A 15,533-nucleotide genomic window follows, 5' to 3' on the forward strand; every position below is an offset into this window, starting at 1 on the left:
CATGGGTATCAGAACAATCCGCCTGCCGGATGTGGGCGAAGGTGTCACGGAAGCTGAAGTTACTGAAATTCTCGTCAAGCCCGGCGATCTTGTGAGAGAGGATGATCCGATCGCAGCCGTCATGACAGACAAGGCGACGGTCGAAATCACCTCAGCCTATAGCGGCAAGGTCATCTGGATCGGCGGCGAAGTCGGCAAGACGCTGGCCATCGGCTCGGATCTCATCCGTATCGAAGATGAAAGTGCAGGCGGGGACGATGATGGCGCTCCCTCGCTCGCTCCTGCTGAGGCTCAGCCTGCTCCAGCTTCGACATCCAGTACCGCGGCGCAGACGGAAAGCTGCCCGCTGAAAGCGTCACCTTCGCTGAAGGTGGTTGAGACCCGGCCAAGCGCACTCACCTCAACAGCCACGCCGCCGCGTGCAGAAGGTGTCGCAGTACTTGCTTCCCCTGCCGTACGGGCAAGGGCAAAGGAGGCTGGCATAGACCTTCGCCAGGTTGCAGGCAGCGGGCCGGCAGGCCGCATTACCCATGCCGATCTGGATCACCTGTTCCAGAACGCTGGTCAGGCACAGCCACGCAATCCGCCTCGGCCGGAAACAGTGGAAACTGTGAAAGTGGTCGGCCTGCGCCGCATGATTGCCAAGCGCATGAGCGAGGCAAATGCCACCATCCCGCACATCACTGTTGTGGAAGAAGTAGATGTGACCGAGATCGAGGCACTCCGCGTCAAGCTCAATGAGACGCGCGGCGACAAGCCGAAGCTCACTATCTTGCCACTCATCGCGGCTGCGCTGGTCAAAGCCAAGGAAAGCTGCCCGAAAATATTCGCTCGTTACGACGATGAGGCCGAGGAAGTCCATTATTCCACTGCGGTGCATATCGGCATTGCGACGATGACGGAAGCAGGGCTCATGGTGCCCGTGGTGCGCAACGCACAGGCGCTTTCGCCCTATCAGCTTGCAGGCGAAATAGCCCGGCTTTCGGACGCCTGCCGGGAGGGCAAGGCGAAGCGGGAAGAGCTTTCCGGTTCCACGATCACTATCACATCCCTTGGGCCGTTGGGGGCGATTGCCACGACACCGATCATTAACAAGCCGGAGGTTGCCATTCTCGGCGTCAACCGCATGGCAGTACGCCCAAGCTGGAACGGCAGCGCCTTCGTGCCGCGCACCATGATGAATATTTCAGCCAGCTTCGACCATCGCATAATTGACGGATGGGACGCGGCAGTCTTCGTTCAGAGGATGAAGACATTGCTCGAAACTCCTGCCCTGATTTTCATGAAGGATTGATGGAATGACCGATCTTTCATGCAAAGTGCTGGTGCTGGGTGCCGGTCCGGGTGGCTATGTCTGCGCCATCCGCGCCGGTCAGGCAGGGCTTGATACGATCATCGTGGAAAAGGCTGCTCCCGGCGGAACGTGCCTTAACGTAGGCTGTATCCCTTCCAAAGCTTTGATCCATGCCGCAGAGCAATTTCACGCTGTCGCGGAGGCGGCAACCGGCCATTCTCCGCTGGGGATTGCAACCGCCTCGCCGAAGATCGCTCTTTCGAAAACGATGGGATGGAAGGATGGAATCGTTCGCCAACTGACCGGCGGCGTCGGTGGCCTGCTCCGCAAGGCCGGGGTTCGCAAGATTGACGGTGAAGCACGCATTCTGGATGGCAAGACCATCGAGTTGAAAACGGCTGAAGGTCTCTCCCGTGTTTCGTGTGAGCATCTGGTGATTGCGACCGGCTCGGCTCCGATTGAGGTGCCATCGCTGCCGTTCGGTGGCGATATCCTTTCCTCCACTGAGGCACTTTCCCTTCAACAGGTACCGGAAACGCTGGCGATTGTCGGCGGCGGATATATCGGGCTCGAAATCGGCACGGCTTACGCAAAACTCGGGGCGAAGGTGACGATCGTGGAAGCCAGGGCTCAGATCCTGCCGCAATATGACGCCGAACTTTCAAAGCCTGTTCTGACGCGGCTGAAGGCTTTGGGCGTCGAGGTGCATCTCAATGCGCAAGCCGAAGGCTATGAAGGCGGGGTGCTGCGGGCAAAGACGGCGGATGGCGAACTGAAGATCGCCGCCAAGAAGGTTCTTGTCACGGTCGGCCGGCGCCCTGTTGTTGCCGAATGCGGTGCTGCCGATCTGGGACTCGATATGCAAGGCCGCTACATAAAGATCAACGGCAAGTGCCAGACATCGATGCGCGGCGTTTATGCCATAGGTGATGTGACCGGCGAACCCATGCTGGCCCATCGCGCCATGGCGCAAGGGGAGATTGCAGCTGCGGTGATTGCGGGGGAAGCAGTTGACTGGGACAAACGCGCCATTCCCGCCGTCTGCTTCACCGATCCCGAAATCGTTGTGGTTGGCCAACTGCCGGAGGAGGCGCGAACGGTCAATGCGGAGGCGGCGGTGGCAACCTATCCGCTGCGGGCCAATGGTCGCGCCATGACACTGGAGCGCACGGATGGTTTCGTGCGCATTGTGCATGAAAAATCTGACGGTCTGGTTCTTGGCATTCAGGCGGTGGGTGCTGGAGTTTCCGAATTTGCCGGAGAGTTCGCGCTTGCGCTGGAGATGTGCGCCACGCTGACTGATATTGCCGCGACGATCCACGCGCACCCGACGCTTGGAGAAACGGTGCAGGAGGCCGCACTGGCCGGATTGGGCAGGGGACTGCACGCTTAGATGTGGAATGAGGAGGAGACCCATGGATTTTTCGCTGACGGAAGAGCAGGCGGCCATTCGCGAAATGGCGGAAGCCTTTGCCCAGGATGAAGTCGCACCGCAAGCGATCGAGTGGGATCAGGCCAAGCATTTTCCGGTGGATGTGCTCAAGAGTGCCATGGCGCTCGGGCTCGGCGGTATCATGGTTTCCGATGCACATGGTGGCTCCGGCCTCGGCCGGGTGGAAGCGGTGCTCGTCTATGAAGCGCTTGCGAAGGGGTGCCCGGCTTTCTCCGCCTATGTTTCGATCCACAACATGGTCGCGAGCATGATCGACAAGCATGGCAGCGAGGTACAGAAATCCGCCTATCTGCCGCGTCTTTGCACCGGCGAATTGTTGGCCTCCTATTGCCTGACGGAACCCTCCTGCGGCTCGGATGCGGCTGCGCTGACGACCCGGGCTGAGCGTGATGGCGATGATTATCTACTGACCGGCCAGAAGATGTTCATTTCTGGCGCGGGCGCGACAGATCTCTATGTCGTCATGGCCCGCACCGGTGGTCCCGGTGCCAAAGGGGTTTCTGCCTTTCTGGTGGAGAAGGATGCCGCCGGTCTCTCCTTCGGTGCCAATGAAAAGAAAATGGGCTGGAATGCCCAGCCAACCCGCACAGTCATACTCGATAAGGTGCGCGTGAAGGCCGATGCCATGCTGGGGCCGCAAGGAGCCGGCTTCAAACTGGCCATGGAAGCGCTGGATGGCGGGCGCACCTCCATCGCCGCCTGTTCGCTTGGCGGCGCGCAATCGGCACTCGATAAGGCTGTTACCTATACCAATGAGCGCAAGGCCTTCGGCCAGAAGCTGAACGAGTTCCAGGCCTTGCAGTTTGCGCTGGCAGAAATGGCCATTGATCTGGAAGTTTCTCGCACCTTTCTGTGGCGTGCAGCGTCAGCACTCGATGCGAAGCTACCGGAAGCAACGCAGCTTTGCGCCATGGCCAAGAAGCATGTGACGGATGCCGGGTTTGATGTTGCCAACCGCGCGCTGCAACTGCACGGTGGTTATGGCTACCTGGCAGACTACGGAATCGAGAAGATCGTGCGCGATCTTCGCGTTCACCAGATTCTGGAAGGTACCAATGAAATCATGCGGCTGATCGTGGCGCGCACTGTGATTGCGCAGGCGTAAGCGGGCCGAAGGGAGAGACACCATGACCTACCAAACCATTCTGACGGAACGCCGCGATAGCGTGCTTCTGATCCGCCTTAACCGCCCTGAAGCCCTGAACGCCTTGAATTCCACCGTCGCGCAGGAATTGATCGCCGTTACGGCCGAGGCGGATGCCGATGACAGCATCGGGTGCCTTGTTCTGACCGGCTCTGAAAAGGCTTTCGCGGCGGGCGCTGATATCAAGGAAATGCAGCCGCTGACGTTTCAGGATGTGGCCGTCACCGACAAGTTTTCGGAATGGTCGCTGTTTACCAACCGCCGCAAGCCAATCATTGCTGCCGTGTCGGGCTTTGCGCTGGGCGGTGGCTGCGAACTTGCCATGATGTGCGATTTCATTCTGGCATCGGATACGGCCAAGTTCGGCCAGCCGGAAATCAAGCTCGGCACTATTCCCGGCATGGGCGGTTCGCAGCGGCTGACGCGCTTCGTTGGCAAGTCCAAGGCCATGGATATGGTTCTGACAGGTCGCATGATGGATGCTGCTGAAGCAGAACGTTGCGGTCTCGTCAGCCGCGTATTCCCGGCGGTGGATCTGGTGGAAGAGGCGGTCAAGGTCGCAACGGTTGTGGCTGGCATGTCTCAACCGGTGGCGGCCATGGCAAAGGAAGCAGTCAATCGCGCCTTTGAGACAACACTTGCCGAAGGGCTGTTGGTCGAGCGCCGCCTGTTCCATTCCACCTTTGCCCTGGAAGATCGCTCCGAAGGCATGGCCGCTTTCGTGGCGCGCAGGCCTGCTGAATTCAAGAACCGCTGATTGGCGGTATCGTGAACGGGAAGGGAGGAGACTTCATGTTTCACGCTACGATGAGCTTCGATCTGGGAGAGGATGTCGCGGCATTGCGCGAAACCGTTCAGGCCTGGGCGCAGGAACGGGTAAAGCCGCTGGCTGCCGAGGTGGATCGCTCCAATAGTTTCCCGAACCAACTCTGGAAGGAGATGGGGGAACTGGGCTTGCTCGGCATCACCGTGGATGAAGCCTATGGCGGTGCGGGCATGGGGTATCTGGCGCACACGGTGGCGGTGGAGGAGATTGCGCGTGCCTCCGCCTCCATCAGCCTTTCCTACGGTGCCCATTCCAATCTTTGCGTCAACCAGATCAAGCTGAATGGTTCTGAAGCTCAGAAACAGAAGTATCTGCCGAAGCTTGTTTCCGGTGAACACGTCGGCGCGCTGGCTATGTCGGAGCCGGGCGCGGGGTCGGATGTCGTCTCCATGAAGCTCAGGGCCGAAAAGCGCGACGGTCATTACGTTCTGAAGGGCAACAAATACTGGATCACCAACGGCCCTGACGCCGATGTGCTGGTGGTTTATGCCAAGACTGACCCGGAGGCAGGATCGAAGGGCATCACCGCCTTCATCATCGAAAAGGGCATGAGGGGTTTTTCCACCAGCCCGCATTTTGACAAGCTGGGCATGCGCGGCTCAAATACGGCGGAACTGATTTTCGACAGCGTGGAAGTGCCTTTCGAAAATGTACTTGGCGAAGAAGGCCGCGGTGTTCGTGTCCTGATGGCTGGGTTGGATTACGAGCGTGTGGTGCTGTCCGGCATCGGGCTTGGCATCATGGCGGCCTGTCTGGATGAGGTCATGCCCTATGTCTCAACCCGAGAGCAGTTCGGCCAGCCGATCGGCAATTTCCAGCTCATGCAGGGCAAGATCGCCGATATGTATGTGAGCCTCAATACTGCGCGCGCCTATGTCTATGAGGTCGCCAAGGCTTGCGATCGCGGCACGGTCACGCGGCAGGATGCGGCAGGCGCCGTGCTCTATGCCAGTGAGCAGGCCATGGTGCAGGCCCATCAGGCCGTGCAGGCGCTGGGCGGGGCGGGCTTCTTGAGTGATAGCGTGGTGAGCCGTCTGTTCCGCGATGCGAAGCTAATGGAAATTGGGGCTGGCACATCCGAAATTCGCCGCATGCTGATTGGCCGGGAGTTGATGGCCGCCATGGCCTGAACCTGCTTGCCTGTGGTGTAACGGCTGGAGGAGCCGATGAGATTGAAATCCCAACATATTGCTGGATCGGAGAGCGCGAAAAAGAACCGTGCTGCGCATCTGGCCATGCTGGAAACCATTCGCGCGGCTGCGGAACTTGCTGCGCAAGGGGGTGGCGAGGAGGCGCGCAAGCGGCATGCAAATCGCGGTAAGATGCTGCCGCGGGAGCGCGTGGCCAACCTTCTGGATATCGGATCGCCCTTTCTGGAGGTTGGCGCAACGGCTGCGCATGACATGTATGAGGGTGCTGCACCTGCGGCTGGCCTGATTGCAGGTGTCGGCCGTGTCGAGGGGCAGGACGTCATGGTCGTCGCCAATGATGCGACGGTGAAGGGTGGCACCTATTACCCGATGACGGTGAAGAAGCATTTGCGGGCGCAAGAGATTGCCGAGGCTTGCAATCTGCCCTGCATCTACCTCGTGGATAGCGGCGGCGCGAACCTGCCGAACCAGGATGAGGTCTTCCCGGATCGCGATCATTTTGGCCGCATCTTCTTCAATCAGGCGCAGATGAGCGCCAAGGGCATGGCGCAGATCGCGGTTGTCATGGGGTCCTGTACGGCGGGCGGTGCTTACGTGCCTGCCATGTCGGATGTTTCCATCATCGTGCGGGATCAGGGTACGATCTTTCTGGCCGGTCCACCGCTGGTGAAGGCTGCGACCGGCGAGGTCGTCAGTGCGGAAGATCTGGGTGGTGGCGATGTTCATACGCGCCTTTCCGGCGTGGCGGACTATCTGGCGGAAGACGATGCCCATGCGCTGGCGCTTGCCCGCCGCGCCGTTGCCAATCTCAACCGGCAGAAGCAGCATTCCGTTCAATGGCAGGCGCCGGAACTTCCAGCCTATGATCCGGAAGAACTGCTGGATGTAGTACCTGCCGACCTGCGCACGCCCTATGACATTCGTGAGGTGATCGCGCGCGTAGTGGACGGCAGCCGCTTTGATGAATTCAAGGCGCGCTTTGGCGAAACGCTGGTCTGCGGTTTCGCCCATATCATGGGGTGCCCCGTCGGGATTGTCGCCAACAATGGCGTGCTTTTTTCCGAAAGTGCGCAGAAGGGCGCACATTTTGTGGAGCTATGTTCGCAGCGCGGCATTCCACTGGTGTTCCTGCAAAACATAACCGGCTTCATGGTGGGCAGGAAATACGAAAACGAAGGTATTGCCCGCCACGGTGCCAAGATGGTGACGGCGGTGGCGACGACTGCCGTACCGAAAATCACCATGCTTGTGGGCGGCTCTTTCGGGGCGGGAAATTATGGCATGGCGGGTCGTGCCTTCTCGCCCCGCTTTTTATGGACATGGCCGAATTCGCGAATTTCGGTCATGGGCGGGGAGCAGGCCGCGAGTGTTCTGGCCACCGTTCGCCGCGAAGGCATAGAGCGCAAGGGTGGTAGCTGGAGCGCAGAGGAAGAAGCCGAGTTCAAGCGCCCGACACTGGATATGTTCGAGCGGCAAAGCCACCCGCTTTATGCCTCGGCACGTCTCTGGGACGATGGGATCGTGGATCCGCGCAAGACGCGTGAGGTTCTTGCCCTTTCACTTTCCGCCAGCCTGAACGCGCCAATCGGGGAAACCCGGTTCGGCCTGTTCCGAATGTGATGGCAAAAGGGGAGAGAACAATGTTTCGCAAGATCCTGATTGCCAATCGCGGTGAGATTGCCTGCCGCATCATCAAGACAGCACGCCAGCTGGGTGTCTCGACGGTTGCCGTCTATTCGGAAGCCGACCGAAATGCGTTGCACGTAAAGCTGGCGGATGTGGCAGTCTGCATCGGCGGCGCAGCTCCCAAGGATAGCTATCTAAGGGGTGATGCCATCATCGCTGCTGCGCTTCAAACGGGTGCGGAGGCCATCCATCCGGGCTACGGCTTTCTGTCGGAAAACCCGGATTTCGTCGATGCGGTAAAGGCTGCCGGTCTCGTCTTCATAGGTCCTTCCGCCGACGCCATTCGTGCCATGGGCTTGAAGGATGCGGCCAAGGCGCTGATGGAGAAAGCGGGCGTTCCGGTCGTTCCCGGTTATCACGGGGATAATCAGGACGGTGCATTCTTGGCTCAGCAGGCCGAACGCATCGGCTATCCGGTACTTATCAAGGCCGTCGCCGGTGGTGGTGGCAAGGGAATGCGGCGGGTGGAAAGCGCTGGCGAATTTGCCGATGCGCTTCGCTCCGCCAAGGCGGAAGCTGCAAATGCTTTCGGCAATGACGCCGTTCTCATCGAGAAATATGTCGCTGCACCCCGTCATATCGAGGTGCAGGTGTTTGGTGATGGCATAGATGCCGTGCACCTTTTCGAGCGAGATTGTTCGCTCCAGCGGCGGCATCAAAAGGTGATCGAGGAAGCGCCAGCCCCAGGCATGACGCTCCAGATGCGTGAAGCCATGGGATCGGCGGCGGTCAAGGCAGCGAAGGCCATCGGCTATTCCGGTGCTGGCACCATCGAGTTCATTGTCGATGGGTCTGAAGGGCTTCGCCCGGATCGCTTCTGGTTCATGGAAATGAACACGCGGCTTCAGGTGGAGCATCCGGTGACGGAAGCCATCACAGGCCTCGATCTGGTGGAGTGGCAGCTGCGCGTGGCAAGCGGCGAGCGGCTTCCGCTCACTCAGGACGACATCCGGCTGAACGGCCATGCGTTCGAGGCCCGGCTTTATGCGGAAGACGTGGATGCCGGTTTCTTGCCCTCAACGGGCAGGTTGGCGCATCTGGCTTTCCCCACCAACTGCCGTGCCGACACCGGCGTTCGTACCGGCGATGAGATCTCGTCCTGGTACGATCCGATGATCGCCAAGATCATCACCCATGGGCCGACGCGGGACATCGCGCTTTCAAAGCTTTCCCGCGCCTTGGATGAAGCGCAGGTGGCTGGGACGGTGACGAACCTGACCTTCCTCGCCGCGCTTTCCCGTCATGAAGGATTTGCCAAAGGCGAAGTCGATACGGGTTTGATTGCCAGAGACCTTGCTGCGCTGACGGCAAAGCCGGAGAGCCGTAGGCGGGAGATGGCTATGGCAGGCTTGGCGGCTCTCCATGCTGCGGCAATTCCCAACGATCCGCTTGCCGGATTTTCTCTCTGGGCTCCATTGGAGCAATGTGTTGCTCTGGAAGAGGCGGGAGAAATGCTGGAGGTGAGGCTTCAACTCACTCACCCCGATCAAGCACAGGCATCAATTGAAGGCGATGTCTTTACCGCCATTCGCCGCGGTTCCGGCTGGTCTCTCGAAGGGCAACCCGATGCGCAGGTTGTTGAAGCCGAAGGTTTCCACGTCTACTCGTCTGGGCACCTTTTGAGCTTCCGCCTGCACGATCCGCTGGATCGCGATCAGTCGGCTGGTCCCGGCGGCGATGTTACGCTTGCCCCCATGCCGGGGCTGGTGCGCGCCATGCTGGTGCAAGCGGGGGAGACGGTGGCGGCCGGTCAGCCTCTGTGTGTTCTGGAGGCCATGAAGATGGAGCACACGCTGAAAGCCGTGCGTGCTGGCCGTGTCGCGGAGGTGTTCGTTTCCGAAGGTGCACAGATTTCAGCGGGCGATCCGCTGGTTCAGCTGGAGCCGGAGGCTTTGCCGCATGGCTGAATTGGTGGAGCTTTATGAGGTCGGTCCGCGCGACGGGCTGCAGAACGAGAAGCGGGTCATCCCAACCGCCGATAAGCTGGCTCTGATCGAAAAGCTCAGTCGCTGCGGGTTTCGCCGGATCGAGGCCACCAGTTTCGTCAGCCCCAGATGGGTGCCGCAGATGGCAGATGCGGCAGAGGTGATGGCGAGTGTTCCACGTCGCCAAGGTCTGTCCTATGCGGTGCTTGCACCGAACCTGAGGGGATACGAGGCTGCAAAGCTGGCCGGTGCTGATGAGGTGGCAATCTTTGTTTCGGCCTCGGAAGGCTTCAGCCGTGCCAATCTCAATACCTCGATTGCCGAAAGCCTGGAACGCTTGAAGCCGGTAGCCGAGTCAGCGCTGGCAGCTCGTCTACGCCTTCGCGGTTATGTGTCAGTTGTTACAGATTGCCCCTTCGAAGGCCGTGTTGAACCCGAACCGGTTGCCCGTGTTGCTGGCAAGTTGGCAGCACTCGGTTGCCAAGAAATCTCGCTTGGAGAGACGCTGGGGCGCGGCACGCCGCAAGCCGTGGCAGCCATGCTGGAAGCTGTGCTGGATGTCGTTCCGGCTCGAAAACTGGCAGGGCATTTTCATGATACCGGCGGTCGGGCGCTCCGCAATATAGACGTGGCACTGGAAAAGGGGTTGCGGGTATTCGATGCCTCTGTCGGTGGCTTGGGCGGCTGCCCCTATGCGCCGGGGGCGGCGGGCAATGTGGCAACGGAAGCCGTGGCGCGGCATCTGGCTGCATCAGGTTTCGAGACCGGTCTTGATCTCGATGCGCTTGATGATGCTGCTGCTTTCGCCAAAACGCTGAGGAGCGGGACATGAGCGAGACGATCAAGGTGGAGGTCGATGCGCGCGGTATTGTGCAGCTTCGCCTGATCCGGCCTGACAAGCGCAATGCGCTATCAGCACAGATGATCGCGGAGTTGACGGAATTTGCGGCAAGCGCACAGGAGCGGCGGGACTGGCGGGCCGTCATTCTCTCCGGTGATGGAGCCACATTTTGTGCCGGTGGCGATCTGGACTGGATGCGCCAGCAAATGCAGGCTGATCGGGAAACGCGCATGGCGGAGGCGCGCAAACTCGCAACCATGCTAGGCGCATTGAACGGGCTGCCTCAGCCGTTGATCGGCGCCATCCAGGGCAGCGCCTTTGGCGGCGGTGTGGGCATGGCCTGCATATGCGATGTGGCGCTCGCGACGCCGGAGACCTTGTTCGGTCTGACAGAAACACGGCTTGGCATCATTCCGGCAACTATTGGCCCCTATGTGCTGGCGCGCATGGGCGAGGGACGGGCACGACGCGTGTTCATGTCGGCAAAACGGTTCTCGGCCTTGGAAGCCGTGGAACTTGGAATTGTGTCGCGGGTGGTCAGTGCGGACGCCTTGATGAACGAAGCAGTTGCCGAGGCGGAGCTTTATCTTTCCACGGCACCGGGTGCTGTTGCGTCTGCAAAGGCGCTGGCACGTTCGCTTTCCCGATCACTCGACGCTGACCGGATCGAGGAAAGCATCAGCGCACTGGCCGATGCCTGGGAGCAGGATGAGGCTAAAGAAGGCATTGCCGCCTTCTTCGAAAAGCGTAAACCCCACTGGGATCACAGTTAAGTCCGTCATGACAGGATATCCGGCATGAGCAATTCCGATCTTACCATTCGCGTCGAAGGCCGTGTCGGCTATATCACGCTGACGCGTCCCAAGGTGCTGAATGCAGTCAATGAAGCCATCGTTGACGGTATGACCGAGGCAATGACGCGCTGGGCGGATGACCCCGCTATCTCGCTGGTCATGGTGGATTCCGATAGTGAACGTGCCTTCTCTGCTGGTGGCGATCTGTCGGCCATGTACGAACATGGGCGGGCCGGTCAGTTCGATGCCGGAAATGCTTTCTGGCGGGATGAGTATCGGCTGAATGCGATGATCGCGCACTATCCGAAACCTTATGTTGCCTTCATGGATGGCATCGTCATGGGCGGTGGTGTGGGGCTTTCGGCCCATGGTTCGCACAGGATCGTGACGGAGCATTCCGTTGTCGCCATGCCGGAATGCAGCATCGGCCTCATTACCGATGTCGGAGGCACCTATCTCCTTCATCAGGCACCTAGTCATCTGGGCGAATATCTGGGACTGACCGGCACGCGCATGAACGGTGCCGACGCCATCTACGCCAAACTTGCGGATCATTATGTCGAGCGTGAAAAGCTGGCGGCTCTCAAAGCCAGACTGATAGAAACTGGCGATGCAACGGTCATCTCTGAATTCTCGTCAACACCGCCAACCTCGGTTTTCGCGGAGAGACAGTCAGAAATTGATCACGCCTTCAGCGGCGAAACCGTTCATGACATTACCGATAGGCTGAGTACACTCTCATCCGAATGGGCCGTGAAGGCGCTGGAAGCCATTCGCCGTGGTTCCCCCATCTCGCTTCAGGCAACGCTGAAGGCAATTCGTGAGGCGGACACGCTGGAAATCGGCATTCGCAATGAATACCGCTTCGTTTCCCGCGTCCTGGAGCACGGCGATTTCATCGAGGGCATTCGCGCGGTGATCGTAGACAAGGATCGCAATCCGCGCTGGAAATATGCCGGTTTGGATGATGTTCCGCGCGAACTTCTTGCGCTGATGATGCAGGAAGCCGAAGGCGGGGATTTGCTGCTCCCCGCCCGCTGATTGATCAGGAAAGAGATTTTCCGTAGCGCTCAACGCTTTCGGCCAAGGGTGTCGTGCTGGCCCCCGGCTGTTGCGGACGCAGAAAAATGCCGTCCTTCACGTGAGAAGGCTCGTGGAAGTGATCCTTGATCCAAGGGATATATTCAAGGATTGTTGAGGCCGGGTGCCAGTAGCTGAGATGCACATGCACCTGGCTCATCTCGCCAGCGTGGGGTACAACCGGCAGCCGGTTCGCGAGTGCCAGATCGGCGACCTGGATGTATTCGGTGATGCCGCCGAGGCGGGTCACATCCGGCTGCACATACTGAACCGCTGCCGCATTGATGAAGCTGCGGAAAGCATCCACGGTGTAGAGCTGTTCGCCCAATGCGACGGGTATCGATGTATTGCGGGCAAGCGCTGCGTGACTGGCAATATCGTCATACCACATGGGTTCCTCGAACCAGTAGATATCCAGTCCTTCAGCCCGTGCGCAGAAGCGCTGGCAGGTTGGAAGATCCCAGCGACCATTTGCATCGATTGCAATGCGAACACTATTCCCAACACGGGCGCGCACGGCGGCGAGGCGCTCGATGTCTGTATTGGGATCATCATGGCCAACCTTGATCTTGATGCGGGTAAAGCCCTCTTCTTCCACAGCCCGCGCCGAACCCGCAATCAACGCTTCCTTCGAGAAGGAAATCCAGCCGATGTCGGTGTTATAGGCCTCCAGCTTTTCAGTTCTTGCTCCGCCCAGTAGTGACCAGAGAGGAACACCCGCCTTCTTGGCGGCCAGATCCCACAGGGCAACATCCACCGCTGCCAGTGCCAGATGCGTAATGCCCGCGCGCCCAACCCATTGAAGCGCCGGGTAGCGCGCAAGTTTCGTCCAGAGACGCTGATGGTCCGCCGCATCCTCTCCCAACAGCAGCGGTGTATAGCAATCGCGAATGCAAGCGGTGATCAGCCTGTCCGAGGCCAGATGCGCATGTGTTCCGGTAAAGCCGTAGCCTTCCAGCCCGTCAGCCGTCGTGATCTTGGCGCCGACCACGCCCCAGTGCGTGATGCTATGGGTGGAGTCGGAGATGGAATCCGATGTGAGCGGCAAATGTAGAATGAACGGTTCGACGGCAGTGATTTTCATTGCGGATCCTCCTCCAGGATATCGAATGGCTACCGCTACAGCTGCTCCAGATAAGGCAGTGCAGCAGGCGTAATGCTGTTGGCCACGGCTTCAATGCGCAGCATGGCTCGTTGGCGGGAAACTTGAAGGTGATGGACGAGCGCATCGCAAGCCATCGCGAGTCTACCCTGTTCCAGGTTCAGGATGATGGTCAGATGCTCAGGTAGAAACGGCTCGCTCGCGAACATGTCTGATGTTTGACGGTAGAGAAAATGATGCGCGACCAGCAGGGCCTGCGGCAGGCTTACGGCGCGCAAAAGCGCCTGATTGCCGCAGTGTGATAAGAGATCGACATGGAGTTCCTGCTCCAGCCGGTCAAGCGTTTCGCTGGGAACCTGGGGGGCATCCAGCGCTTCCTCAAGATGCTGTCTCAATAGCGTGAAATGCTCTGACGGGAGGTGTTGAGCCGCTTTTTGCAAGGCCAGCGGCTCCAGCACCCAGCGCAATTCGTAAAGCTCTTCAATGTGGTCGCGCGTCAGGGCCTGCGCATACCAGCGGGCGCTTTGGTCCTTGCGAACAATGCCGCGTTCCTGAAGTCTTGCCACAACATCCCGCGCTACGGTACGGCTTACTCCATAGTGTCTTGCAAGGATAGCCTCGTTGATCCGCCAACTGGCAAGCGCCGTGCGGGAGACGATTTCCAGCTCGACTTCCGGATAGATGAGTTCCCAGCTTGATCTGGGTTCGACTTCTGCAAGGGGCAGCTGTGCTAAAAGTTGAGAATTGCCCAATCGGTCACAGTCGCTAATCTCGTATCCCCGGCCTTGTGCCTTGCGCACAAGGCCGTCACGTTCCAGTTCCTGAAGTGCCTGCCGCGCCGGAGCCCGGCTTATGCTGAAGCGCTCGGCAATTTGGGTTTCGCTTAGTCGCATGCCTTGTTGATAAGCCCCGGAACGGATGTCGCGGACCAGCATGTCATACGCCTGTCGGTACAGCTTTGGGACGCGGTTGTTTGTGTGCATGTCGTGACAGCGATTTCTCATGGATCAATTGACATGAGGGATTGCACATATAACTTCAAACGTCTAGTGTGTGCATTAGACGTTTTTATGGAAGAGATGATCTCTTGAACCAGAGCCTTGAACCGCGACTGACGCTGGCTGAAGTGGAGCGATTTACGTTCGACGTCCTGTTGGCCGCGGGTGCCGATCAGCCGACATCGAAGGCTGCAACGCGTGCAATGATGCACGGAACGCGGTTTGGCGTGGATAGCCACGGCATACGGCTGCTTCCCCACTATGTTCAGGTTCTGAATGGGGGGCGGGTCAATAAGGCGCCGAATTTGAAGGTTGCGAACCGGTTTGGCGCAGTGGCTTCTCTGGACGCCAATCACGCCCACGGCGCCTTGGCTGCTTACGAGGCAATGGACCTTGCAACAGACCTCGCCGATCAATTCGGCATCGGGGCCGTTGCCATTCGCAATACATCGCACTTCGGTCCGGCGGGTGCCTATTCGCTTCACGCGGCCGAGAAAGGCTTTCTCGGCATCACGTTCTGTAACTCTGACAGCTTTGTTCGCTTGCACGATGGTGCAGAGCGATTCCATGGCACGAACCCGATCAGCGTTGCAGTTCCTGTGTCTGGAGATGCTCCCTGGTTGCTGGACATGGCGACGAGCGCCGTTCCCTTCAATCGCGTTCTTCTTTACCGGAGCCTTGGGCTGGCCTTGCCGCCAGCAGTCGCGTCGGATGCCGATGGTGTCGATACGACGGATGCGAACGCGACTGAAATGCTGGCGCCACTCGGGGCGGCTTTCGGGTTCAAGGGTGCCGCACTCGCAGGCGTTGCCGAAATCTTCAGCGCGGTTCTGACGGGGATGCGCCTTTCCTTCGACATAGCCCCCATGGGCGGGCCGGATTTTGCAACGCCACGGGAAATGGGTGCCTTCGTGCTCGCACTGAAGCCGGAAGCCTTCGTGGATCAAGCGACATTCAATGCGGGGATGCAAAGATATCTGCAACAGTTGCGTGGATCGCGCCCGCGGGACGGTGCAGATGTCATGGCGCCGGGTGATCGCGAATGGCGTGTCGCGCGCGAGCGCGAAGCCGCAGGCGTTCAACTTGATCCTGCCACGTCTCAAGCATTCAGTGCTCTCGCTGAGCAATATGGTGTCAGAATGCCGAGCTCTATTGATGCACCTGCTTCTTAGCATCTCCTTAACTTTCCCGCTTGACACCTGCGGGAATTAACCCATAGTGGCAATTGGTCAGACAATC

13 protein-coding genes are annotated in these 15,533 nt (G+C 59.3%); 11 read left to right on the forward strand and 2 right to left on the reverse strand.

The features are described from left to right. The first annotated feature begins 1 nt into the window (after position 1). Genes ASD54_RS20490 through ASD54_RS20535 form a run of 10 tightly spaced genes read left to right on the forward strand, consistent with a single transcriptional unit; the run spans position 2 to position 12,155 of the window. Positions 2 to 1,294 (forward strand): dihydrolipoamide acetyltransferase family protein, encoded by a 1,293-nt coding sequence (locus ASD54_RS20490; RefSeq protein ID WP_062556428.1) that lies wholly within the window; start codon positions 2 to 4, stop codon positions 1,292 to 1,294. 4 nt (positions 1,295 to 1,298) lie between these two features. Then, on the forward strand, positions 1,299 to 2,687 hold the full coding sequence (gene lpdA / locus ASD54_RS20495; RefSeq protein WP_062556429.1) for a dihydrolipoyl dehydrogenase: 1,389 nt from the start codon (positions 1,299 to 1,301) through the stop codon (positions 2,685 to 2,687). 22 nt (positions 2,688 to 2,709) lie between these two features. After that, entirely contained in the window at positions 2,710 to 3,852 is a 1,143-nt protein-coding gene (locus ASD54_RS20500; RefSeq protein ID WP_062556430.1) for an acyl-CoA dehydrogenase family protein, read from the forward strand. A 22-nt stretch (positions 3,853 to 3,874) separates the two neighbouring features. After that, positions 3,875 to 4,648, forward strand: a complete 774-nt coding sequence (locus ASD54_RS20505) for an enoyl-CoA hydratase (protein ID WP_062556431.1) — start codon at positions 3,875 to 3,877, stop codon at positions 4,646 to 4,648. Between the two features lie 35 nt (positions 4,649 to 4,683). Then, entirely contained in the window at positions 4,684 to 5,847 is a 1,164-nt protein-coding gene (locus ASD54_RS20510) for an isovaleryl-CoA dehydrogenase (RefSeq protein ID WP_062556432.1), read from the forward strand. Between the two features lie 36 nt (positions 5,848 to 5,883). After that, the gene (locus ASD54_RS20515; RefSeq protein ID WP_062556433.1) at positions 5,884 to 7,488 is read left to right on the forward strand and encodes a carboxyl transferase domain-containing protein; all 1,605 of its coding nucleotides are present in this window, start codon (positions 5,884 to 5,886) and stop codon (positions 7,486 to 7,488) included. A gap of 20 nt (positions 7,489 to 7,508) precedes the next feature. After that, positions 7,509 to 9,461, forward strand: a complete 1,953-nt coding sequence (locus tag ASD54_RS26730; protein ID WP_062556434.1) for an acetyl/propionyl/methylcrotonyl-CoA carboxylase subunit alpha — start codon at positions 7,509 to 7,511, stop codon at positions 9,459 to 9,461. Continuing rightward, entirely contained in the window at positions 9,454 to 10,311 is an 858-nt protein-coding gene (locus ASD54_RS20525) for a hydroxymethylglutaryl-CoA lyase (protein ID WP_062556435.1), read from the forward strand. The genes ASD54_RS26730 and ASD54_RS20525 overlap by 8 nt, the downstream gene beginning before the upstream one ends. After that, the gene (locus tag ASD54_RS20530) at positions 10,308 to 11,093 is read left to right on the forward strand and encodes a crotonase/enoyl-CoA hydratase family protein (protein ID WP_062556436.1); all 786 of its coding nucleotides are present in this window, start codon (positions 10,308 to 10,310) and stop codon (positions 11,091 to 11,093) included. The genes ASD54_RS20525 and ASD54_RS20530 overlap by 4 nt, the downstream gene beginning before the upstream one ends. 24 nt (positions 11,094 to 11,117) lie before the next feature. After that, positions 11,118 to 12,155, forward strand: coding sequence for an enoyl-CoA hydratase/isomerase family protein (locus tag ASD54_RS20535; protein ID WP_062556437.1), 1,038 nt, complete (start codon positions 11,118 to 11,120; stop codon positions 12,153 to 12,155). A gap of 4 nt (positions 12,156 to 12,159) precedes the next feature. On the opposite strand, the gene ASD54_RS20540 is transcribed toward ASD54_RS20535, so the two are convergent. Both ASD54_RS20540 and ASD54_RS20545 read right to left on the reverse strand, forming a co-directional pair. Then, positions 12,160 to 13,278, reverse strand: a complete 1,119-nt coding sequence (locus ASD54_RS20540; protein ID WP_062556438.1) for a mandelate racemase/muconate lactonizing enzyme family protein — start codon at positions 13,276 to 13,278, stop codon at positions 12,160 to 12,162. Positions 13,279 to 13,313: 35 nt separating this feature from the next. Beyond that, positions 13,314 to 14,300 (reverse strand): GntR family transcriptional regulator, encoded by a 987-nt coding sequence (locus ASD54_RS20545; protein WP_082547309.1) that lies wholly within the window; start codon positions 14,298 to 14,300, stop codon positions 13,314 to 13,316. A gap of 83 nt (positions 14,301 to 14,383) precedes the next feature. Between ASD54_RS20545 and ASD54_RS20550 the strand changes: the two genes are divergently transcribed. Beyond that, entirely contained in the window at positions 14,384 to 15,466 is a 1,083-nt protein-coding gene (locus ASD54_RS20550) for an Ldh family oxidoreductase (RefSeq protein ID WP_062556440.1), read from the forward strand. Positions 15,467 to 15,533 lie beyond the last annotated feature (67 nt).

The organism is Rhizobium sp. Root149 (genome assembly GCF_001427345.1).
Classification (GTDB): domain Bacteria; phylum Pseudomonadota; class Alphaproteobacteria; order Rhizobiales; family Rhizobiaceae; genus Neorhizobium; species Neorhizobium rhizoryzae.